We start from the raw sequence: 21450 nt of genomic DNA, 5'->3' as shown, positions 1-21450 counted from the left end.
GCAAAGAAAGCCGGAAATCCGGCCTTCTTTTTTCATTCTGCTTTATTCATTTAACTATTAATACTTCATTATTTTCGCAACGTTGCCATTGACATTCAACAGATAGGTACCTCTGTTTAAGCTGCTCACATCCGCATTAATACCATTTCCGCTCAATAATACATTTCCCATAAGCGTAGTGATTGTCCAGTCATATGGTATTTCCTCTGAGAAGAAGACGAGATCATTTACCGGATTAGGATAAACTATTAATGAAGATGCATTGCGTCTGCCGAAAATACTGGTTTCTACCTTAGGACCAACTTCTATATAGTTCAGATTAAAGCCAGGGGATTCAATAAAGAACCTTAATAAAGTATCAGTGGTGTTAAAAGTAACAATACCTAAAGATACTGTTTCCCATTTTTGCCAATCTCCAGTAATTGGAAGTGTAACTGTAGAAGATGCTTTTTTACCATTCAGTTTTATATGAACATTTGCACCAACAGCTGGTGTCGGATTTCCAGCTACTCTAAGATATACAGGATATTCCCCATTTTCTTTTACTGATATAGAATATTCCAGCCATTCCCCTGTTGCTGTCCAGCCTACGTTAAACGCACCGTTAACGTCTTTGGTCGCCTCAATATCTACTTCGTCATTTCTATATGAACCTCCCTGATTGGAAGGATCCGAGTCAAAATAGGTTGTATTCGCTATATTTTGAAAATCATAATCCTCTGCCTGAATAATTCCAGGGATATCGAAAGGTTTACCTTTAAAATATCCTCTTGCACATAAAATTTTAAATGTATCAGAAACAGATCCGCAATCTTCAGAAGTAACAAGAACAGAATAAAATGCGCCACATGTATCAAAGACAGCTAATGAACTTGAATCTGCCCCTTCGATCAGTTGATTGTTATGATACCATTGGTAAGTAAACTTTTCTTCTGCATTATCAACCTTTATAACAAGAGGATCTTGTTTTAGAACAGCACCTTTTCCTAGGCTAATAGGAAACATAGTTTTTACAACATCCACTTCGTCTGCCATAGTACATGTGCCTAAAGTCGCTTCTACCCTATACTTACCCGTTTCGGTTGCCTCAATTGTTGCTCCCATCTGGTCAGTTAATTCTTCTCCATCTTTAAACCACTTGAAAGAAACATCTTCAGCAGTTGATTGAAGACCGATTGTAACAGAGTTCTTACCGCACAAAGTCTGAGGAAGGCCTAAATACGGAGCAAAACATGGTACATCAGTAGGCTGGTGATCATCTTTAAATTCATACAGTTTATCTTTAGCAAAGCCCCCCATTTCACCAGGACCAACCTTTAATTTCCAGTCTCTTGTAAACATGGCTGGTTCCCAGTCGTTGTCAGCTACCCAAGCAGACCAACTTAGGCCAAGGCTTTCAGCCCATTTAACTATTGGATCTCCATAGCTTGTAATAGTACCTTTCAACAAAGTACTTGTAGCAGAAACAGTCTGGCTAAAGCCCCACTCTGATAAAAATACAGGATGAACTTTTACAACCTTTTCTACCTGTGCTTTCACAGAACCAGCGCCTGTTGCAGTCCAATGACCAGGGTAGATATGCGCGACATATACAATGTTTCCTCCGGTTAAAGGATTAGTAGCGGCATCTCCCATTTTCTGATCCCACGTTGGACTTCCAGCAAGAATAAGGTTGTGCGGGGCATACTTTCTTATGAGATCTACCCAAGCCTGCATATATGGTTTGAATTGTCCCCAGGTAAGGTTATTATTAATAGGTTCATTATATACCTCATATAATACGTTGGAGTAATTATTGAACCTAGGCGCCATGTAGCTCCAGAAAGCATTGGTAGTCGCTATATTCCCGTTTACATCGGCAATATAATGCCAGTCGATAATTACATAGAGCCCTTTAGATGTAGCATAATCTACAGCAGGTTTTAAAGTTTGCTGATAATATTGTTCAAGGTTGGAGATGGGTGGTTCTACCGTAAATCTTAGCACCCTTGTATACCATCCTGGAGACTCAGATAAAGTATCATCAAGGTTTGTTACTACGTCAATCAATCCATTCAAACCAACAGTTCTATCAGTGGCTTGTTCTTTGATATCCTGAAAGTCAACGCCCCTAAGAATAACAGTGTTTCCTGCAGGATCTTTAATTAGGTTTCCCTCAACGTGAAGCCAAGGAGTAGCAGACTGAGAAGATGCTGTCAGCGGTGCCAGCAATACAGTCAATAAAAAAAACAATATGGGTTTATTCATCATGTTAGAATTTATTTCCAGGATGAAATTACCCAAAATTAATTTCCCGTAACTTCCAATTTTAATCTTTAATCCTACTACATATACAAATAATACAATAACATGTAGCTAAATTGACCTTTCATTGTATTTAGCTAAGAATTCTTTGTTCTTTTATTTAATTTTTTCAAAAAAAGAGTCCCGAATACTCAGGCCCCTTCTATTCTAATCTCATTTTAACAACTCAATCCCCATCATTATCGGAGATAGTAACCAAGACATCGAGATCAGTTGTCATGTCCACTTTAAATAAACCAACGAGTTCCAGTACTTTCAAATATAAGTCCTTAACGTTTGATTGAGAAGTTTCAAGACTTGTTTGCAAAGATGGTTCGACCCTATTTATGGCAATATAGATACTATCAAACTGTTGTTTTATCCTATTGCTTAATAGTACATCCTCATGTCTGGCACCAATATAATTCAGAAGATCATCAAACCCAGCCAAATCTCCCTTAGAACTTTTACCAAGAAATGCATTTTCAAGAGAAATAACATTCTCTTTAATATGACTCAGGGACATTCCGCTCTCGCGGGCCTCGAGTTGGTTAATTTGTGGAACTCCCATATTGTTCAATGGCTTTCCAAGCTTTTTATTTTTAACAACCTCTGTAAGGTAGATCAGCTGATTGACCAACATTCCTATTGAGCTATTGATATCCTTCCCATCCGAAGCTATAAATATATTGATATAGCCAGATTCCCAAAGACCAAGTATTTCAATAGACTTGGATTCCAAAGTCCTACACAATGCAAGAAGGTAATTTTTCCTGTTTTGTATTGAAATTTCTGTTCCTGCAAACTTATTGAGAATATAAGCATTGCCATTAGCATAGTTAAAAAGAAGGTATTCAATAGCTGGAAAGCCTTTTACAGAGGCTCCCTTATTTTTAACATAGTTTGTATCAATTACCGAAGTTGTATTAACTGCATCTTCAATTAAAGAAGTATTAACAGGCGAAAAATCAATACTGCTATAAAGAGCAACAGACAGATCATCACCCGGACCTATTTTATACAGCTCACATCTCTTCCATGCACCTGCTGTCTGTTTCCAGGCGTTTTGTAATGCTATTAGATTTTCCTCTGTCGGGTTGCTTACAAATCCTTCACATGCAGTCGTCATGTTGTGTGAAGAATTATTCAATTCCTTATAAGAAGGTATAATAATATTTCTACCTATATTTTCCAGCATTCCTTTTCTGTCAAAAGAATTGAAGGCATCTGATGGTTTCTGTTCTGTATCCTTTTTACATCCGATAAAAAACAAAAATAATAAGGGCAAAATAAATATGGTGTGTTTCATTCGATAATGATTATAGAGATTCCAGAAATTTCACAAGTGAGGCCCGATCTGATTTTGACATTGCTTTGAATGCTTTCTGAGATTGCTCTGCCTCGCCTCCATGCCAGAGTATGGCCTCCTGAAAGTTTCTAGCACGGCCGTCGTGAAGAAAATATGTATGTTTATTTACATTTTTAACAAGACCTATCCCCCATAGTGGTGGTGTCCTCCATTCGTTACCGTTAGCAAGAAAATCAGGACGACCATCCGCCAGGCCCACTCCCATATCATGTAACAACAGGTCTGTATATGGACGAATTTCCTGATTAGACAATTCTTTAACAGGACGATAAATTCCTGTTTTCATTTTAGGAATGTGACATTTACTACATTTGGCTTCGGTAAATAATTGCTTACCTCTCAATACCTCCGTTGCTGTCCAATTACGTCTTCCTGGTACAGATAAAGTGGTCGTATAATAAACTACTTTATCAAAGAGGTCATCTTGAATTTCTGGAGTCCCGCCATTAGGCAAATTGGCATAATTCTGAAACTGGATAGGGCTAAGGTTTTCTTCAGGGAACAGAGATGATGTAATTCCCATATCACCAGAGAAAGCTCCTGCAACCTGTTGTCTGATATTAGGCTGATTCGCTTTCCAGCCAAATCGACCAAGGACATTTTGATTCTGAGCTTCATCCCAAACATAGTTTGGTCTACCTGAAATACCATCCTTATCTGAATCATTCTCATCGGCGTAAGAAAGAATGACTGCTTCATCAACAGCTTCAAGCAAGCCTAGGCCCGGCAATTGCTGAGCTACTCTTGGAGAAGTTAGTACATTTGCACCAAGGTCTCCATAATTCAACTTTATAAATTCATATACAGGTTTTCTCAATTGATAAACCTCTCCATCATCAAAACTGCCATCAAGAGGGAGGTAAGTAATTTTAAATGTCCCTTCAGGAAGTACACCAGAAATGGCATTAGGGCTTAGCTGAGTTCCATAATCAGGATGCCCTAGTGGCCCACCGTGAATATCGGTACCAGCGATACTAAGTCTCATAAGCATAGAAACGGGATCGTTCCCATCGAGAGGAGGTTGGCCTCTTCCATCCTTGAAATGGCATCCTGAACATGATAATGTGTTGAGCAAAGGCCCCACTCCGTCGCGACCCGCTGTTGAAGAAGGGGCGATTACCCAGTTATCACGAAAGAAAGAATTGCCAACTACAAATCTGGCATTGTCTTCTATACTTACTCCCGGAATAGAATGGCCAAAAGCATTTTCAGTCTGATCAAAAACTGTTGCCAAGCCACCGGCCAGCTCTTCACCAGCCTCTGCAGCATTTTCTGTGGAAGGTTCTTTATCCTTTTTACAAGAAGTGATAATAAAAAGGAAGGTAAATAAAAAAGCCGTACCAAGGAATAATAATCCCCTGGTACAGCTTTTTATTATATTTAATAAACTCATTCTACTTATTAAATGTAATTTCAAGTTTAGCAGCTATTTCTGTTAATAGATCGGCTTGTTTATAAAGCGATTCTATTGCAGCCTGAATACGCTTTTTACCTTCCGGATCAGTAATTTCCTGATCAAAAGGATGATGAATTGCATTGACACTTGTTTTGGTAGTTGCAAGTTGAGTTTTCATCTTACTGCTCAAATTAGCATCTTTAGCTGCTATAAGTTCGTCGATGCCTGCTTTATCAATGATAGTTCCATCCAGTTTGGTATATCTTCCATAATAAACGTTCTCAAGACCAAGAGCATCATAGATGATATCATTATGTGTATTATCGCTGAAGCATGAGTGCTCATCTTCCTGCTGACCTGACTCAAGGGAAACCTGCATTCTTTCACCAGCTAGCTCACCACCACTTAAGCTTGCAAAACCGAACAGAATGTTTCTTAGAGATTCATCTACATTAGCTTCAAAAGATTTACGATAATTGTTAGAACCTGGTGCCCATGATTTAACTAAATAATCAAGATCCTCCACAAGTATATCTGTAATTGTGCGAAGATACTGAACTCTTCTTTCCTGATTCTTAGCAGTTCCACCATCTATAAAATCGGTATATGGTCTGTTACCGGGGCCATCATTGCTGAAGTCCTGGCCCCATAATAAAAATTCAACTGCATGATATCCCACACTGATAGAAGTTTCTGCCGCCCCTCCTCCTTCATTTAAAGCAGTTAGATTTTCCTTGGTAAGACTCACACCTAAGTCATTAATGATTCCAGCATTTTCATTACCTTCAACATAGTCAATATACGACTCGTCCATTGGCCATGCGTTTAACAAACCTTCCACCCCAGTTTCAGGATCATCAATAGGGCCGTCATAAAAACGATAAGCTTCAGTCTGAAGATATGGCACACGGGCATCCAGCCAGGCTTGTTTTGCTTCATTTAATTTCTGTGCAGAAGGCTCTGCTAAAAAAGCGTTAATTTTGTTTTGCAAATCTTTACCTTTATTATATGAATCTAAATAGGAAGCATAAACAATCTCAGCATAATTGTTTACTACCTCCTGCTCTTTAGAACCTGAAGAAGAAGGATTGGGATCTTTATCTTTTTTACAGGATGTTGTCGAAGACAAAAGGATTGCACTAAAGACAATGGGGAAAATTCGTTTCGTATAGAAAGAAAGCATAGGGTGGATAAAATTAATTTATACACGCAAAGCTAATTTTTATTTAAAATTAATCCAAATTAAAATAAAACGTCTTAAAAAGTATAACTCTCTTATTATCAAAAACAAAAAAGCTATTGACAAAAACTAGTTTATCAATAGCTACGAAACAAGCAGAAAATTAAGTTAAAGCGTTAGTTAAGTTTTAAGTCCTTAACTTTTATTGCCCCCCGAAGCAATTCGATCGCGCCTTCAATTTCAAGGCATTTTAAAATTCTGGAAATTACCACCCTGGTTGTGCCAAGTTCATTGGCCAATTCCTGGTGTGTAATTGAAACGATTTGTTGTTTGGTTTTAGAAGAAAGACGGATAAGATAATCCTTAATTCTTTTGTCAATACTTGAAAACGCCAGAGAATCGAATGAATCCAGCAATTGTTCCTGTCTTTGTGCAAAAGTCTTAATTACAAAATCATTCCAGGAAGAATATTTTCTTTGCCATTCATACACTTTAATTCTCGGAACCAGAATTAATTCCGATCTCTCAGAAGCTTCCATTGCCGCATTCATTGGTGTTTGACCATAACACGACAATAAAGACATCATACAGGTTTCTCCTTTATTTACATAATAAAGCAAAATTTCTCTGTCTTCAGTTTGACGAAAAATCCTTAAACTCCCTTCTAAAAGAATAGGTACAGAAACCAGGAAGGCATTCTGTCTGTGAATTCGATTTCCCTTTTCAAATTTTTCAATTTTAGCAGCAGCCAGTTCAACTCTTAAGTCCCGTTCAAAGAAATTAAACTGATCCTCTAATTCAATTACAGGTGTACTTAAAATTCTTTCCATAAGTCTTATTACTTAATGTTTAGGCAAAAATCTTCAGATAAAATTTAATGACTCTTTTACTTATCAAATTTGAATATTCCCAGAATAGTGAACTTAATAATCCAGTTATTCACTTTCGGGCTTGATTATAAACCATACTATCGAGAAGATGAGAAGAAGTCAAATTTTAGGAGAGGAAAAATTGGTTTTATAACCTTTTGAAAGCATGTAAATTACTTATATTTTTCGCTTAAAAGACAATAAAAACATGCCCAAAAATTCAAATTTCAACGATTATTAATTTTAAAAACATTTAAAAGACAAACTTTTTATTCGTCTAACATAGGCGTATATTTATCCATATTTTTTTTCAGACTATCAATTCTCATTTAAAAAAATCTTATTAATTTAGCCTTTACATCTTATTGATAACCATAAAATAATATGAAAACATATTATTATATTTTTTGCATTTTTTTAATACACTTTTTAAATACCTCTGTAAATGCAGAGCATGTATTTTTATTGACTAATAAAATTGAAGAAAAAGGAGTCAGAAAAGAGTACCTAGGAGTATTTGAAGATAAAACCAACAAACTTGATATTAAAACAATTACAAGCCCTATTTATGCTGACAGCTTCAGATATCAAACTTCTGATGTTGTAAACATTAACAAAGCTTCCTCCTACTGGCTTAGATTTTCTGTTAAAAACCTGACAAAAAATGAGAGAAACTGGCTGATTGAGCTATATGATCATAACATAAATTATATTTCATTTTATGCCCCAGATGAAAATGGGCATTACCAATTGACTCAGGCAGGTAATCTGATTTCATTTAACAAACGTATGTTTTTGCATAAAAATCCTGAATTTGAATTACGGATTCCCCAGAACCAAACATTGACTTTTTACATTCGGGTAAAATCGGAAAACGAAAACAATTTAAGTCCCCAAATCAGATCTTATAAGAAATTCATATCCTATGCCCTGGCAGAGTACTATGTGTTAGGAATTTTTTATGGCATTTTAATTATGATGGCCTTGTACAATCTTTTGATGTACATATCAATCAAAATGAGCATTTATCTATATTATGTTTTTTATGTACTGTCATTCAGTCTCTATTCTATGTGTCAAAGTGGCTTCGCATTCCAATATCTCTGGCCTGAAAACCCGGAGTGGAATCTATATGCCTTTAGTCTTGCTTTATATGGAATCATTACTTTCGCCTTGTTATTCATAAAAGGATTTTTAAATCTAAAAGAAACTCAACCTTTTTTTAACAAAGTCATAAACTTTGTAATAGTCATCAGAGGATTGATATTATTATATGGTTTATTCTTGAACAGAAATATCTTATATGCTATTTACATTGATACTATCCCGTTTTTACTAGCATATAAAATATCTCTCAGAAGTTACTTAAGAGGAAACAAAACTGCCTTTTTCTTATGGATTGCATATACAAGCTTGTTTGCAGCATTTACAATAACTGCATTAGAAAACTATGGCTTTATCAAATCAACCATCTTCACTGTGTACAGTCTAAATATTGGTATCATTCTCGATATAATCTTACTTTCTATGTCGCTGACAGACAGAATGGGGGCTGAAATCAAAATGAGGCAAGCCGCACAAAATAAGTCTATTGAAGAAATGAAAGAGAAGGAATTATTAAAGGACAAGATTAACAAGGAACTAGAGGAAAAAGTAGCACAAAGAACAGAACAGCTTAAACAGGCATATGAAAGGCTAATCAACCAAACTGAAGAAATCACTACGATGAACCTGCAGCTTGATCTTGCAAACAGAGCACTGAAGAAGGATATGTCTGATATAGCCATGACCAGAATCATGAAAAACCAGGTAAATTTTGAAGAATTTGTTAAAGTTTATCCTGATGAGCTTACCTGTTTCAGATATCTGGAAGAACTTAAAGGCCAAACCAAATTTCAATGCAAAAAATGCAATTCAACAAGCTGCGGTAAAGGCAAGGAACAATTTGACAGACGATGCAGCAAATGCGGATACAATGAATCTGTAACAGCAAATACAATCTTCCATAAACTTAAATTTCCGATAGTAAAGGCATTTTACATCATGTATCTTGTTTCAAACAAACAGGACATCACATCAGATGAATTATCCGAAATGTTGTCATTAAGAAAATCTACTTGCTCAAATTTCAAGAAAAAAATTAAGGACAGAATTAAAGTACTTGATAAAAAAGAATTCAATGGATGGAACTCTCTTGTAGTAGATAGAACAATAGAAAGCATAAGTCATACTAGTGATTAAGAGTACTTAATCGCTTGCACAATTACGCACTTCACCATGTATTTCTCTTTGTAATTTATTAAAATCAGAGAACAACAGAGAAAATAATATCAATCCGTCCTCAAAATATCTTTCGCAATACGAATATAATGAGCACTACTACCAAGGCTATAATAATGAAAGCAGTCCACATACCCGCCTTGAAAATACCTTCTACCACCTGACATCCTGAAAGAAATAGCACAAAAAATATCAGTGTATAAATTCTACCAATTACTGCACTTTTCATTCTCCCCTCCTTTTTTTAAATTCTTATTATAAAAACATAACAACGCGCTTAAAAGTGCAAGCGGGAAAATTTGATAGTCTGGCCAGGAGTTTGCTTGTAATCCGGCTGAAAAATAAACAATCACAATAAACTGTTTTACAATAATTTAATATAAATTTAAAATTCAATTACCTAAATTTTATCCTTTTTTTAACGGAAAGATATCCCATTCGTAATTGAAATAAACATCCGGAATTAAGATACTTATGGAACTTTTAATTTTTATTGGACTACTGATAATCATCATATTGCTAATCAGACAGAACAGCTTAGTCGACAATAAATTCAATGAATTATCAAAAAAAATTGATAGTCTAAAACACGACATTAAAAAACTTTCAGTCCCTGAACCTAAGCCCTCTAAGTCAGTGGAGAAGAAAGATGAATCTTTATTATCACAAATATTTAATCTTGACACCCCAAAACCCGAACCCGTTAAGATTAACGAGCCTAAAATTGAAGGACAATCAAAGGAGCAAGAACCAATAAAAAAACAGGTTCCTATTTTACCTCCTGCAAAAGCAATTCCTGCAGCCAAACCAAAAGAGAAAAAACCGAGCTTCTTCGAAAGGAATCCGGACATTGAAAAATTCATTGGAGAAAACCTCATCAATAAAATTGGTATTGCCATCTTGGTTTTAGGTATTGGATTTTTTGTAAAATATGCAATAGACCAAAACTGGATACATGAAATCGGAAGGGTATTTATAGGAATACTATGCGGAGGAATATTACTAGGACTTGCTCATAAAATGCGCAAGACATTCGCTGCGTTTAGCTCTGTGTTGATAGGTGGAGGAATGTCTATCTTTTATTTTACGATTTCAATTGCATTTCATGAATATCATTTATTCAGTCAAACAGCAGCGTTTCTGATAATGGTAGTGATCACAGGATTTTCAGTACTCTTTTCCATAACCTATAACAGAAAAGAACTTGCCATACTTGCTATTATCGGAGGCTTTGCGTCTCCATTCATGGTAAGCACAGGAGAAGGTAATTACATTATACTTTTCACCTACATCATTACATTAAACACGGGCATGTTGGTATTGGCTTACTTTAAAGGTTGGAAGATTCTGAATATAATCTCTTACCTCTTCACTATTGTGCTTTATGGAGGTTGGCTTATAACCAAAGTAAAGGGCATCCCTGATGCTCCATATACTGGAGCAATGGTATTTGCCACAATCTTTTACTTGATATTCTTCCTCATGAATATCATTAACAATATAAAAGAAAACAAAAGATTCGCAGCCATAGATATCAGTATATTATTGAGCAACACATTCCTCTATTACACTGCTGGTATGATCATACTTGCCAATATTAAAGGAGGAATGTTCCAGGGATTATTCACAGCGGTGATAGCAATTTTCAATTTTATCTTTGCCTTCACATTGTATAAAACCAAAAAAGCAGACACCAACCTTATTTACCTACTTATAGGTCTTGTTCTTACATTCCTCAGCCTTGCCGCGCCTGTTCAGCTGGAAGGAAACTACATCACGCTATTCTGGGCAGCAGAAGCTGTGCTTTTGTTGTGGTTATCTCAGAAATCGGGTATTACACTTATTAAGACCGGATCTTTAGTAGTTACAGCTCTCATGCTAATAAGCCTTATAATGGACTGGATAAATATTTACGACAGAAACTTTTCTGAAACAATCATTTTAAACAAAGGATTTATCACAAGCCTAATATCTCTTACTTCTATAATCCTTACAAGACTATTACTGAAGAAAGAAACTACTACAAATATAATTTTCCTGCCTGTCAAATATTATGACGAAGCGCTGGGCACCATATTCCTTATTCTATTATATTTTTCAGGCTTCCTGGAACTTCATTATCAATTACTAAACCACATATCAATTGGCAGCTTAAGAGCTACCATTACAGGAAGCTACAACCTCATGTTTGTGCTTTCCCTCTTGCTTTTAGACCACAAGGACACATCAAGATTATCGATGATCAGAACAATGGTTCTGGGATTATTGTCAAGCCTTTTCTATACCACTTATTATCATCAGGAAATTATTAAACTGAGAGAAGAGTATCTTATAAATCAAAACACTTCTTTCCTCAGCTTTTCCTACCAATACATTGATACGCTACTGTTCATTGGGATCTTAGTTTTTATGTACCGTAAAGTCAAAGCGGTATTTGGCTTTAAAGTGAAAACTGGCAAAGTCTTTTTGTGGTTTATTTCATTTGTTGCACTTTTCATACTAAGTAGTGAACTGGACCATATAGTACTTTTCATTTTCTTTAAAGAAATGCAAGGAACTGGCTACATTATAAGTCAGAATCATAAAATTGGCTATCCTATACTATGGGGTATAAGCTCCCTCGTATTTATGGTTCTTGGAATGAAGAAAAAAAGAAAGGAGCTTCGTATCATTTCTTTGACAACATTCTTTATCACTCTGCTTAAGTTATTTATATTCGACCTAAGAGGAATTTCAGAAGGCGGCAAAATAGCCTCATTTATCTGTCTCGGTATTCTATTACTAGTAATTTCATTTATGTATCAAAAGCTTAAAAAGCTGATCATAGATGATGAAACAACTATTACTTCTTAATGATTATGAAAAATTTATTGTTATATACATTATTCTTCCTTATTCTCGGACACTCATATGGACAAGCATTTAAGAAGAAAGCCTCATTAAGTAAAGTAAATGAAAGCAGGTTCTATAAAATTCTGTTGACTCCCGAAATCGTGACTCATCTGAACGATGATCTGTCAGATATAAGAATTTATGATAATACCCAAAAGGAAATCCCATATATATTAAGCAGAGAAGTCCCTTTACAGGTACATCAGATATTTAAAGAATACAACATTAAAGAATATAAATCTCAATCAAAATGTTGTTCCAAACTGATACTTCAGAATACTGCTAAAAATAAAATAGATAACATAAGCCTGATCATTAAAAATTCAGATGTAAGAAAGAAAGCAAAACTTAGCGGTAGTAGTGACAATAAACTTTGGTATATTATTAAAGACGATTATCATCTAGAGTCCTACCCTTCTGCTAATAATACTTCAGAAGTTAAAATTCTGAACTTCCCTTTGTTGGATTATGAGTACTATATGCTCGAAATAGGCGATTCAGGGAGCGCTCCTCTCAACATTTTAAAGGCAGGATATTATGACTCTTATACCCAAAAAGGGAAGTTTATCGAACTTCCCAGGGCCCATGTACATAGGAAAGACAGCTCCGATAAGAAAAGTTACATCTCTATCTCTTTTCCTTCAGCTCAACTGATAGATAAAATAAAAATAACTGCTCTAGAGCCCCATTATTACTTCAGGAATACTGCAATATGCACCACCTATTACCAAAAAGGCAAGAAACATTATAACACTATCACTGAGACTACACTTCGTTCGAACAGCGACAATATCATTGAATTCGATCATTTGAAAGTTAAGGATTTCCAACTGATCATTGAAAACCAAGATAATCAGCCATTAAAAATAAAAAACATAGAAAGCTATCAACTTGTATATTACATGACAGCTATGCTTGAGAAAGGGAAAGCGTATACGCTTCAATTCGGAGATAAAAAATTATCTTATCCTCAGTATGATTTAGGGTACTTTAAAGACAGCATTCCGAAAAATCTAAGCATTATAAATGTCGGAGCCATCCATGATATTCCCCAACAAATTGAAACGCCTGAGAAAACATTTTTCTCCTCAATGCTTTGGGTATGGGTTACAATATTTCTTATAATGACGGGCCTTGGATACATGTCTTATAAAATGATAAAAGAAATGAAAACAAGGCAAACGACTGACTTATAATATCATCTATTCTGAGAATAGAATATATATGGAAGTAGATTTTATATATTCATCAAAAATATTATCTTCAATCCAATCGTTACTCCCTAAAAATACGCACATAATGACAAGACCAACCAACATCCTTATTTTGCTATTTTTCATTTTAACTAAAACTTCCTTTGCACAGACAGCAGGGATAGTAGAAGAGGATCATTTTGATAATAACGATACAGGATGGCGGCTTCCTAATGGCCCAACAGATCAATCAGACATCAGAGGTGGCAAACTGGTATGGCAACACAACGACATTGCTGGTGGTAGCATTAATAATTACTTTAATCTACTCAATACCTCTGCAAACTTTTCAGCAGAAGCCAAATTTGGAATACGTAAACCAGGAAGCGAATATGGCCTCATGATTGGAACAGATCAGGAGAACGCTTTATATTTCAATGTCAAAAACCTGCAATACCGGGTACTTGAAGTTAAAAAAGGAAAGCCAACACTTATCAAGGACTTTACTACATCATTAAAAATAAAGGTTGATAATAATATTTTAAAAATAGAAAAGAGTGGCTCAACTGTCCGCTTTCTTGCAAATGATCATGTGTTGTCGGAGATCAATTATGCTCTTACTGGTAAAGCAGTGGGCTTTGCAGCATGGGGAGCTTCCTCATTTGATGTGGATGATTTTTTCATCAAAGGGACTAAACTTAAAATCAATACTGCTCCTAACCTGAGTTACAGTTCGCCGGCTGAAAATCTTGGAGCTGGTGTAAACACTGTATATGGAGAGTTAACGCCAGTTGTGACTCCTGATGGAAACGGATTATATTTCACGAGAAATTATTCTCCTGAAAACAAAGGCGGTGCGGGTGATTATCAGGATGTATATTATTCAAGTTTTCAAAATGGTAAGTGGGGTAAAGCTATAAATGTCGGAGTTCCTATTAATAACGACGGTCCAAATGCAGTATCTTCTGTAAGTCCTGACGGCAATACTGTTTTGTTGATGAATACTTACGACTCCAAAGGTGCGGCTCAGGGAATGGGATTATCCATGTCTAATAAGACCAAGAATGGATGGAGCATGCCTACTAGAATTAACGTCAGAAATTATTATAATAAAAGTACTTTCAATGAATATTTTTTAAGTAGTGACAAGAAAGTATTGTTAATGGCTCTGCAAAGAGATGAAACTTATGGATCAAGAGATATTTATGTTTCATTTCTGGAAGATGATAATACATGGTCAGTACCTAAAAACATTGGTTCTATTGTTAATACACCGGGAACGGAATTATCGCCCTTTCTGGCAGCGGATGGAGTTACATTATACTTTAGCAGCACAGGACATCCGGGATATGGAAAGAATGATATATTCGTGACGAGAAGACTAGATAATTCCTGGACAAACTGGTCTGTCCCTCAAAATATAGGTTTGCCTGTAAACTCGAAAGGAATGGACGCTTACTACAGCATCCCTGCATCCGGAGAATATGCGTATTTTATATCTGAGGAAAAAGCAACAGGTAAAAGTGACATCTTCAGAATAAAGCTACCAGGCCCTATAAAACCTAACCCTCTGGTACTTATCTATGGAAAAGTACTTAACAGCAAGACCAAGGAACCTATTGAAACAGGCATTACTTACAGAGACCTGGATGACGATAAGGAAGCTGGTATAGCAAGCTCAGATCCACATAATGGAGATTATAAAATAGCATTGCCATATAACCAGGTTTATTCTTTTTTTGCCGAGCACCCCGGTTTTTATTCAGTGCGTGATACTATCAGCGTTCCTAACATTAGTGAATATATGGAAATAGAGCGTAATATCTATCTTACTCCGCTGGAAGTAGGTGAAGACATTCCATTGAAAAACGTTTTCTTCGTAAGAAGTGAACCAAAATTACTGCCTATATCTTACCCAGAATTAAACAAACTTGCAAATCTGCTTCTTGAAAATCCTACAATAGAGATTGAACTATCAGGACACACAGACAATATGGGGGATCCGGATAAAAATGTAACGCTTTCAGAGCAAAGAGTTGAAACTGTTAAAAATTATCTTATTTCCAAAGGAATTTCAGGAGACAGGATATCAGGAAAAGGCTATGGAGGAGCTAAGCCTATAGCTGACAATAATAAAGAAGAAACAAGAAAACTAAACAGAAGGGTTGAGTTTAAAATTGTTAAGTTTTAATAAGCACAAAGCGAAAAGCTTAAAGCCGAAAGCGGAACATAAAACTTTAAGCTTTCTGCTTTTAGCTTTTAGCCTATCTGTAAACTTTTAGCTTCGGATTCATTGTTACCTTTTATGAAGAAGGAACCAAAAGGAAAGAGATATGATAAATGAACTATTTGAAAAGTTAAAGGATATCAGATCTGACGTCTGTGTTACGATCATTTTAAATACGCATCGAACACACCCTGATAATAAAAAAGATCCCATTCAGCTTAAAAACCTTATAAATGAAGCAGAAGAAAGACTCTCTGCATATAATGATAAAAAGCTAACCAAAAATATCATAGATAAATTAAATCAACTTTCGGTAACCTTAAATCATAGCTACCATAATAAAGAAAGTCTGGTAATTTTCGCAAATGCTGATATTCTGGAATATACTCGTTTACCAATCCATGTTGAAGACAGAGTAATTATAGATAATACTTTTGCTACAAGAGACCTTATAAGGGCTCTTCATGAACAAGTTTCTTATTATATACTGGTATTGAGTCACCAGGAAGCACGGCTAATAGAAGCTTTCAATGATCAGGAAATTACTGAAAACGTTTCACCGTTTCCGATAATAAATGACTCACCGTTTCCCGAGAGTAAGCATGCTGCGTCTATGTCCAAAGGACAAGAAAATCTTACAGAGGAGTTTTTCAACAAAGTTGATAAGGAGGTTCAGAAGGTTCTTATAAATAATCCCAAACCTCTTATTCTGGCAACTGAAGAACGAAACTATGTACATTATATGAATGTTGCAGACAATAAATCTGCGATCATAGGATCAGTTTCGATTGACAGGAATGAAGTAAAGCCAAATCAGATTATAGCAAAAGCTTGGCCTACTGTAAATGAGTTTCATAAAAATACTTCAAGGGAGAGAATAAATGAACTTAAATCCGCTGTAGGAACCGGTAAATTCTTCAGCGACATCAATGAAATATGGAATGCCATCGAACAAGGAAGAGGAAAAACATTATACGTGCAAAAAGGCCTTTTTCAGCCAGGCATAGTTGAAAATGATGGCATCAAATTAAAAGATCATAGTGCCCTCCATGAGCCCGACGTTATTGATGACCTGATAGATGAAATGATTGAGAAAAATCTCAGCAAGGGAGGTGAAACCGTTTTTGTAGAAGAAGATGATTTAGGAAAATTTCAGGGATTAGCGCTTGTTACCAGGTATTAGACTTTATTAAAATGAAAGGAGAATATAATTTCTGAATTGAACTTATATTCTCCCTTAACTTAAATATAGTTTTTATTAGCTTTTATTCAAGCAGCCAGTTGATACAATCCTCTTCCGTTTCAAATGAACGAATAATAAGATTGCCAACCTGCGCTTCTTTATTTACTTTATCTACAGTTACTTTTGCAAAGGGATCTGGAGCCTCCAATGCAGCAATTTTCTTCATACCCTGATTTTCGATTTCTGGAAACCATTCAGTTATCAAATAATCCTGAACATCTTTTGAAAGCACTCTGAGATCTCTATGATCGCTCAGATGAACAGTAATTTTATTATTCCTGACATAATCAGTCATAAATCGACATCCTGTTTTAACCTGCCCAGGTTTTAGAAAGCCTTTCCATTTGGCATAAATAATACCGTCATTTCGCTCCTTTATTTCACAGTAAGGAGCGTCAAAAAGTCTGTTTGAAACCATAGAAGTAATGAAGATAAAATAAACGCCTTCAAGTCTCAAAAAGTTTTTACGAACTATTCATTTTTGACCAAACAAAAAGATCAGCCGACCAAGAACAACTAACTTAAGGCTAACCCTAGGTCATAAGCCTTCTTGAGCCATCTTTCCCTTTTTGCATTATCGGAAGTTTTTATTATTCCTATGGTAGTAACTTCGACAGGCCTTATTCCACAAAACTCTAAAGTACATCTTTTAAGTTGATTGATACTAGGTCTTCCGTAAACAAGTCTGTAATACCATCCAGGCTGATCCATTGTAGTAATGATTCTTGCAGTTTTACCAATAAGTAATTTATTCCACCATATAGAATTTTCCTTAGGACTGAAGGCCATTCCGGGAAGAAACAATCTGTCTATAAATCCTTTCATAAGAGATGGCATACCTCCCCACCAGACAGGGTGTATCCAAACAAGATGATCTGCCTCTTTAATAGTTTTCCAGGCATCCTGAAGATCAGGCTCCAGTTCCATTCTTTTACTATATCCGAATTGCAGGTTTGGATTAAAAGTAAGATCGCCAATAAAAATCTCAGATACATTAGCCCCTGCTTCTTGTACGCCGGTCTTATAAGCATAAGCAAGAGAAGCATTAAAACTTTCCTTGAAAGGATGACCATTAATAATTACAACATTTTTCATATATACCGAAATGAGTTTCCGGTAAAAGTAGGATAAGGAATAGAAGTCTGAAAAGACAAATGTCTATTAAATCATTTCAGTTCTTAAGCGACTTAAATGTCTTGGAGTTATTCCTAGATAAGACGCGAGGTATTTGAGAGGAATCTGCTCTATGTATTTAGGATGATTCAGTAAAAGACTGTTGTAGCGTTCCTTTGCACTCTCACGCTGATAAGAAAAGACCCTTCTTTCCAATTCCAGGTATTCCTTTTCAGCCATAAACTTTCCAAATTTGAGGCAGTTTATACTTTTTTCAGAAATTTGCTCCAAATCCTTTTTTTTTAGTATAAGAAGCTTTACAGGAGTTATAGCCTGAACATTTTCCAAAGTAGGCTGGCCTGTAATAAAAGAAGAATAGGCGGTCATAAATGAATTTTGGAAAGAAATACAGTACGTCATTTCTTCTCCATCTTCAGTAGTATAGAAAGATCTTATAATACCAGATTCAATATATGCCACGACATTGCAAATGCTACCTTCCCTGATAAAAAACTCACCTCGCTCAAGATTGCACACCTCTGTGACAGAATATATTTCAGCTATCTCCTCTTCAGAAAGGAGGTTAAATGATTTTAAGAGTTCTTTCATAATAAAAATTTTAACAATCTACCCATTCAGATTTAATTATTCAAATCAGCGAAAGAATAGATCAATAATAGAAAGAATTTAAAGACTTAAAATCAAAATATATATCAAAGAGAGAACAAAAATCATCCAGAATAAAGACATCTTGCAAGCATAACCCTTACACCCTCCATGGAGGATTAACTCTATTTACTCCCGCATAAAAAAATATCAATTGGTTATTATCAGGATCTTTCAATCTTGCTTCCCTCCATAACCAGGATTTATCATTGGGCATCTCAGTAAATTCAATTCCCTTTTCACATAAGGTATTCACCACATCATCAAGATTTTCACATTCAAAATATACCCATATACCATCACCGGAAGGCAGATCATCTACTCTATGCAGAGAGAAGGTTGAACTTCCATCAGGGCATTCAAACCTGACATATTCAGGCAATGCATTTACGATTAATCTTAAACCTATCTTTTCATAAAATGCGACTGACTTCGCAAGGTCTAATGATGGAACTGTTATCTGATTTAAATTCATGATTGTTAGAATATAACTAACCTCAATTTAAGTTTTTTGTATACGTGATGCTAAAACTGATAAAAAGTTTTCTTCTTGTTTGGAATTAAAAGACGGCAAGATAATTCGCCATGGTAAAAATTACTTAAATCTAAATTCTGTGAATAAAATATTTTTAATTTATTTGATTGATAACCAATCCCAAAATGAGATGAGCTTCCAGTAGAAATCCCTGCAAGGATTTTTTTATATTTATATGTAAATGTAAGACCGTCTATTACTATAGTAATTAAATCAAACTTTCGATTCGTCCAAACAACTTTTTGTAGAGTATATGAAGATTTAGAATCTTTATTTTTCTGAAATTTATAACCCACCTGAATTATACCATATTGCTTGCCTGATCTATAATCTTCCTCATAAAAAGAATTCATGTTGCGAGCACCATTAAAGGCCTGGAAAAAATGTGAATATCCAATGTAAAATTTTTCAGTATTAAATAACAGACCCATGCTTAGATAAAAAATCTCAGACTTAAAATTTTCGAACTTAATTTTCGAAGAATCATAATTGACGTTTCCCCCTGGAGCTTGAAAATCATAACTTAAATGTTTATAATTCAATCCTAAAGAAGGGGCGATAGTGTATTTACCTCGAATACTGATTTTAGGGCTGATAATAAGGGCACCTTTTAATGCATTAAATGAAGTATAAGAAATATGATAAGGAGAACTGGTATCCCCAGAAGAATATTTTCTGGAGGACATATAAAAGCCTACTCCACTTCCAATATTAGATATAAAATTATCATATGAAGCACTGGCAAGTGTTGAATTCAATGGACTTGTTTCCCTACTTCTTTTTACAGAATGCTCATAGCTTGTTAATGCTGCAATCCTATGTCCACCTGAATTTCCGGCAAATGAAGGATTAAACTCCATGGGCATTAACCCTATCCAACCCGATTGAGCATAAGTCTCTTCACACTTTCCAATGATCACTATCAATAATAAAAAATAAATGTTTTTCATCTACTTATTCGTTTTTTAATTGCCTAAAGACTTTACTCAACCCAGGATGGATTTAACCCATTATAACTATAAGCTCAACATCAAAACGTAAATGGTCCTGTCAAACTATTATTACTATCTGATATATTAAAACTGATTAATTATTTTAGTTTTGTTCGATATAATGATGCGACATGATAATTCTCCGTTATACCAATATTTCAAATTCGAGATATTCTGTCCATAAAAAATCTTTATATTTTTTGTCTGAAACCCAATACCTGCAAGAAAATCAAAATGTAGTCGTTGCTTTAAATAAGATACTTTTGAAAGCACTGGTGGAGGCCTTGATCCACTTGCCGTTGATACTCCTAAAAGGACTTTCTTATATTTAACAGTATAATTCACCTTATTCATCAAATCAGACAACTCTGTGTATTTACCTACCCTTATTGCGGCCTGCAATGTTGATGCTATCTTTGACTCTTTGTTTTTTTGAAATTTATAGCCTGTTTGAATTATACCAAATGTTTTAAAACCACGATAATCATCTTCATAATAAGGGCCCATATTCGTATTTTTTGGGTTCCTAACTTCTAAGGGCAAAAAATTATGGACATACCCTAAATAAAATTTTTCAGAATTAAACAGCAAGCCTACTTTAAGATTAAAAAAATCAGACATTAAAGCTAAGGTATTGTAATCATAATTATTTGTATATAAGTCAAGGTGTCTATAATACAATCCAACAGATGGCGCTATCGTATATTTACCTTTGATACTTATCTTGGGTGAAACAATTAAACCAGTTTTTAAAGCTGATAATTTCCCTTCGTATGAAGTTGATTTAATATTTCCATCATACCAGGAAGCTATAACTCCAACACCAGTGGCTAATCTGGAAATAAAATTATCATATGAAACACTTGTATTAAGTATTCTACCTTTAGCATAAGAAAATTCTGTGCTTACAGTATTTCCAGCCCCCAAAGAAACGATTCTATGCCCACCGGCATTACCCGCAAATGAAGGATTAAACTCCATAGGCATTATGCCAACCCATCTGGATTGAGCGAAAGTCTTTTCACACATTCCAATAATCATTATCAGAAATAAAAAATATATGTTTTTCATTTTCATATTGTGTTTAAAAATTTTTGTAAAAGACTTTGCTCAATTCCAAATAGATTAATGATTTTAAATTTTGTTTTATGATTGTTTTAATTTCAAGATTTCAACTTTATCACTTTCATTAGGCAAAGAATATCTGCATTC

At 35.0% G+C, this 21450-nt stretch carries 17 protein-coding genes; 5 read left to right on the top strand and 12 right to left on the bottom strand.

The window, feature by feature from the left end:
- Window positions 1-57 precede the first annotated feature (57 nt).
- From J7604_RS21355 to J7604_RS21335, 5 genes are all read right to left on the bottom strand, one after another.
- Window positions 58-2247, bottom strand: coding sequence for a cellulase family glycosylhydrolase (locus tag J7604_RS21355; protein WP_293900567.1), 2190 nt, complete (start codon window positions 2245-2247; stop codon window positions 58-60).
- A gap of 223 nt (window positions 2248-2470) precedes the next feature.
- On the bottom strand, window positions 2471-3592 hold the full coding sequence (locus tag J7604_RS21350) for an imelysin family protein (RefSeq protein ID WP_293900564.1): 1122 nt from the start codon (window positions 3590-3592) through the stop codon (window positions 2471-2473).
- Between the two features lie 10 nt (window positions 3593-3602).
- Window positions 3603-5045 carry a di-heme oxidoredictase family protein gene (locus J7604_RS21345; protein WP_293900561.1) on the bottom strand — a complete coding sequence of 481 codons (1443 nt, stop codon included), beginning with the start codon at window positions 5043-5045 and terminating at the stop codon, window positions 3603-3605.
- 1 nt (window position 5046) lies between these two features.
- Window positions 5047-6231 (bottom strand): imelysin family protein, encoded by a 1185-nt coding sequence (locus tag J7604_RS21340; protein ID WP_293900559.1) that lies wholly within the window; start codon window positions 6229-6231, stop codon window positions 5047-5049.
- A gap of 173 nt (window positions 6232-6404) precedes the next feature.
- Window positions 6405-7058 (bottom strand): Crp/Fnr family transcriptional regulator, encoded by a 654-nt coding sequence (locus J7604_RS21335; RefSeq protein WP_293900557.1) that lies wholly within the window; start codon window positions 7056-7058, stop codon window positions 6405-6407.
- A 423-nt stretch (window positions 7059-7481) separates the two neighbouring features.
- Here J7604_RS21335 and J7604_RS21330 point away from each other — a divergent pair, with 423 nt between their 5' ends.
- Window positions 7482-9338 carry a 7TM diverse intracellular signaling domain-containing protein gene (locus J7604_RS21330; RefSeq protein ID WP_293900554.1) on the top strand — a complete coding sequence of 619 codons (1857 nt, stop codon included), beginning with the start codon at window positions 7482-7484 and terminating at the stop codon, window positions 9336-9338.
- 100 nt (window positions 9339-9438) lie between these two features.
- Here J7604_RS21330 and J7604_RS21325 read toward each other — a convergent pair whose 3' ends face one another.
- Window positions 9439-9606: a hypothetical protein gene (locus J7604_RS21325; protein WP_293900551.1), complete on the bottom strand. Its 168-nt coding sequence runs from the start codon at window positions 9604-9606 to the stop codon at window positions 9439-9441.
- A gap of 245 nt (window positions 9607-9851) precedes the next feature.
- Between J7604_RS21325 and J7604_RS21320 the strand changes: the two genes are divergently transcribed.
- The 4 genes from J7604_RS21320 to J7604_RS21305 all read left to right on the top strand — a co-directional run bounded on the left by J7604_RS21320 (window position 9852) and on the right by J7604_RS21305 (window position 16872).
- Window positions 9852-12230 carry a DUF2339 domain-containing protein gene (locus tag J7604_RS21320; protein WP_293900548.1) on the top strand — a complete coding sequence of 793 codons (2379 nt, stop codon included), beginning with the start codon at window positions 9852-9854 and terminating at the stop codon, window positions 12228-12230.
- Between the two features lie 5 nt (window positions 12231-12235).
- Window positions 12236-13465, top strand: a complete 1230-nt coding sequence (locus J7604_RS21315; RefSeq protein WP_293900545.1) for a hypothetical protein — start codon at window positions 12236-12238, stop codon at window positions 13463-13465.
- A 103-nt stretch (window positions 13466-13568) separates the two neighbouring features.
- Window positions 13569-15653, top strand: a complete 2085-nt coding sequence (locus tag J7604_RS21310) for an OmpA family protein (RefSeq protein WP_293900542.1) — start codon at window positions 13569-13571, stop codon at window positions 15651-15653.
- Between the two features lie 142 nt (window positions 15654-15795).
- Window positions 15796-16872, top strand: coding sequence for a hypothetical protein (locus J7604_RS21305; protein ID WP_293900539.1), 1077 nt, complete (start codon window positions 15796-15798; stop codon window positions 16870-16872).
- Window positions 16873-16954: 82 nt separating this feature from the next.
- Here J7604_RS21305 and J7604_RS21300 read toward each other — a convergent pair whose 3' ends face one another.
- The 6 genes from J7604_RS21300 to J7604_RS21275 all read right to left on the bottom strand — a co-directional run bounded on the left by J7604_RS21300 (window position 16955) and on the right by J7604_RS21275 (window position 21309).
- Window positions 16955-17389 (bottom strand): hypothetical protein, encoded by a 435-nt coding sequence (locus J7604_RS21300; protein ID WP_293900536.1) that lies wholly within the window; start codon window positions 17387-17389, stop codon window positions 16955-16957.
- Window positions 17390-17448: 59 nt separating this feature from the next.
- Window positions 17449-18027: an NAD(P)H-dependent oxidoreductase gene (locus J7604_RS21295; RefSeq protein ID WP_293900533.1), complete on the bottom strand. Its 579-nt coding sequence runs from the start codon at window positions 18025-18027 to the stop codon at window positions 17449-17451.
- A gap of 66 nt (window positions 18028-18093) precedes the next feature.
- The gene (locus J7604_RS21290; protein ID WP_293900531.1) at window positions 18094-18654 is read right to left on the bottom strand and encodes a Crp/Fnr family transcriptional regulator; all 561 of its coding nucleotides are present in this window, start codon (window positions 18652-18654) and stop codon (window positions 18094-18096) included.
- Between the two features lie 157 nt (window positions 18655-18811).
- Window positions 18812-19186: a VOC family protein gene (locus J7604_RS21285; RefSeq protein WP_293900529.1), complete on the bottom strand. Its 375-nt coding sequence runs from the start codon at window positions 19184-19186 to the stop codon at window positions 18812-18814.
- Between the two features lie 50 nt (window positions 19187-19236).
- On the bottom strand, window positions 19237-20196 hold the full coding sequence (locus J7604_RS21280) for a hypothetical protein (RefSeq protein ID WP_293900527.1): 960 nt from the start codon (window positions 20194-20196) through the stop codon (window positions 19237-19239).
- 126 nt (window positions 20197-20322) lie between these two features.
- A complete protein-coding gene (locus tag J7604_RS21275; RefSeq protein ID WP_293900524.1) occupies window positions 20323-21309 on the bottom strand; it encodes a hypothetical protein in 987 nt (328 codons plus the stop codon).
- Window positions 21310-21450: the final 141 nt, after the last annotated feature.

Origin of the sequence: Sporocytophaga sp., assembly GCF_017745095.1 — a bacterium.
Lineage (GTDB): Bacteria > Bacteroidota > Bacteroidia > Cytophagales > Cytophagaceae > Sporocytophaga.
This window is presented reverse-complemented; position numbering and strand designations above follow the sequence as displayed.

Excerpts from the sequence above, each read along its gene's own strand:
- J7604_RS21275 (WP_293900524.1), bottom strand. The coding sequence starts at position 21,309 with ATGAAAAACATATATTTTTTATTTCTGATAATGATTATTGGAATGTGT.
- J7604_RS21280 (WP_293900527.1), bottom strand. The coding sequence starts at position 20,196 with ATGAAAAACATTTATTTTTTATTATTGATAGTGATCATTGGAAAGTGT.
- J7604_RS21285 (WP_293900529.1), bottom strand. The coding sequence starts at position 19,186 with ATGAATTTAAATCAGATAACAGTTCCATCATTAGACCTTGCGAAGTCA.
- J7604_RS21350 (WP_293900564.1), bottom strand. The coding sequence starts at position 3,592 with ATGAAACACACCATATTTATTTTGCCCTTATTATTTTTGTTTTTTATC.
- J7604_RS21355 (WP_293900567.1), bottom strand. The coding sequence starts at position 2,247 with ATGAATAAACCCATATTGTTTTTTTTATTGACTGTATTGCTGGCACCG.
- J7604_RS21330 (WP_293900554.1), top strand. The coding sequence starts at position 7,482 with ATGAAAACATATTATTATATTTTTTGCATTTTTTTAATACACTTTTTA.
- J7604_RS21335 (WP_293900557.1), bottom strand. The coding sequence starts at position 7,058 with ATGGAAAGAATTTTAAGTACACCTGTAATTGAATTAGAGGATCAGTTT.
- J7604_RS21315 (WP_293900545.1), top strand. The coding sequence starts at position 12,236 with ATGAAAAATTTATTGTTATATACATTATTCTTCCTTATTCTCGGACAC.
- J7604_RS21325 (WP_293900551.1), bottom strand. The coding sequence starts at position 9,606 with ATGAAAAGTGCAGTAATTGGTAGAATTTATACACTGATATTTTTTGTG.
- J7604_RS21290 (WP_293900531.1), bottom strand. The coding sequence starts at position 18,654 with ATGAAAGAACTCTTAAAATCATTTAACCTCCTTTCTGAAGAGGAGATA.
- J7604_RS21295 (WP_293900533.1), bottom strand. The coding sequence starts at position 18,027 with ATGAAAAATGTTGTAATTATTAATGGTCATCCTTTCAAGGAAAGTTTT.
- J7604_RS21340 (WP_293900559.1), bottom strand. The coding sequence starts at position 6,231 with ATGCTTTCTTTCTATACGAAACGAATTTTCCCCATTGTCTTTAGTGCA.
- J7604_RS21310 (WP_293900542.1), top strand. The coding sequence starts at position 13,569 with ATGACAAGACCAACCAACATCCTTATTTTGCTATTTTTCATTTTAACT.
- J7604_RS21320 (WP_293900548.1), top strand. The coding sequence starts at position 9,852 with ATGGAACTTTTAATTTTTATTGGACTACTGATAATCATCATATTGCTA.
- J7604_RS21305 (WP_293900539.1), top strand. The coding sequence starts at position 15,796 with ATGATAAATGAACTATTTGAAAAGTTAAAGGATATCAGATCTGACGTC.
- J7604_RS21345 (WP_293900561.1), bottom strand. The coding sequence starts at position 5,045 with ATGAGTTTATTAAATATAATAAAAAGCTGTACCAGGGGATTATTATTC.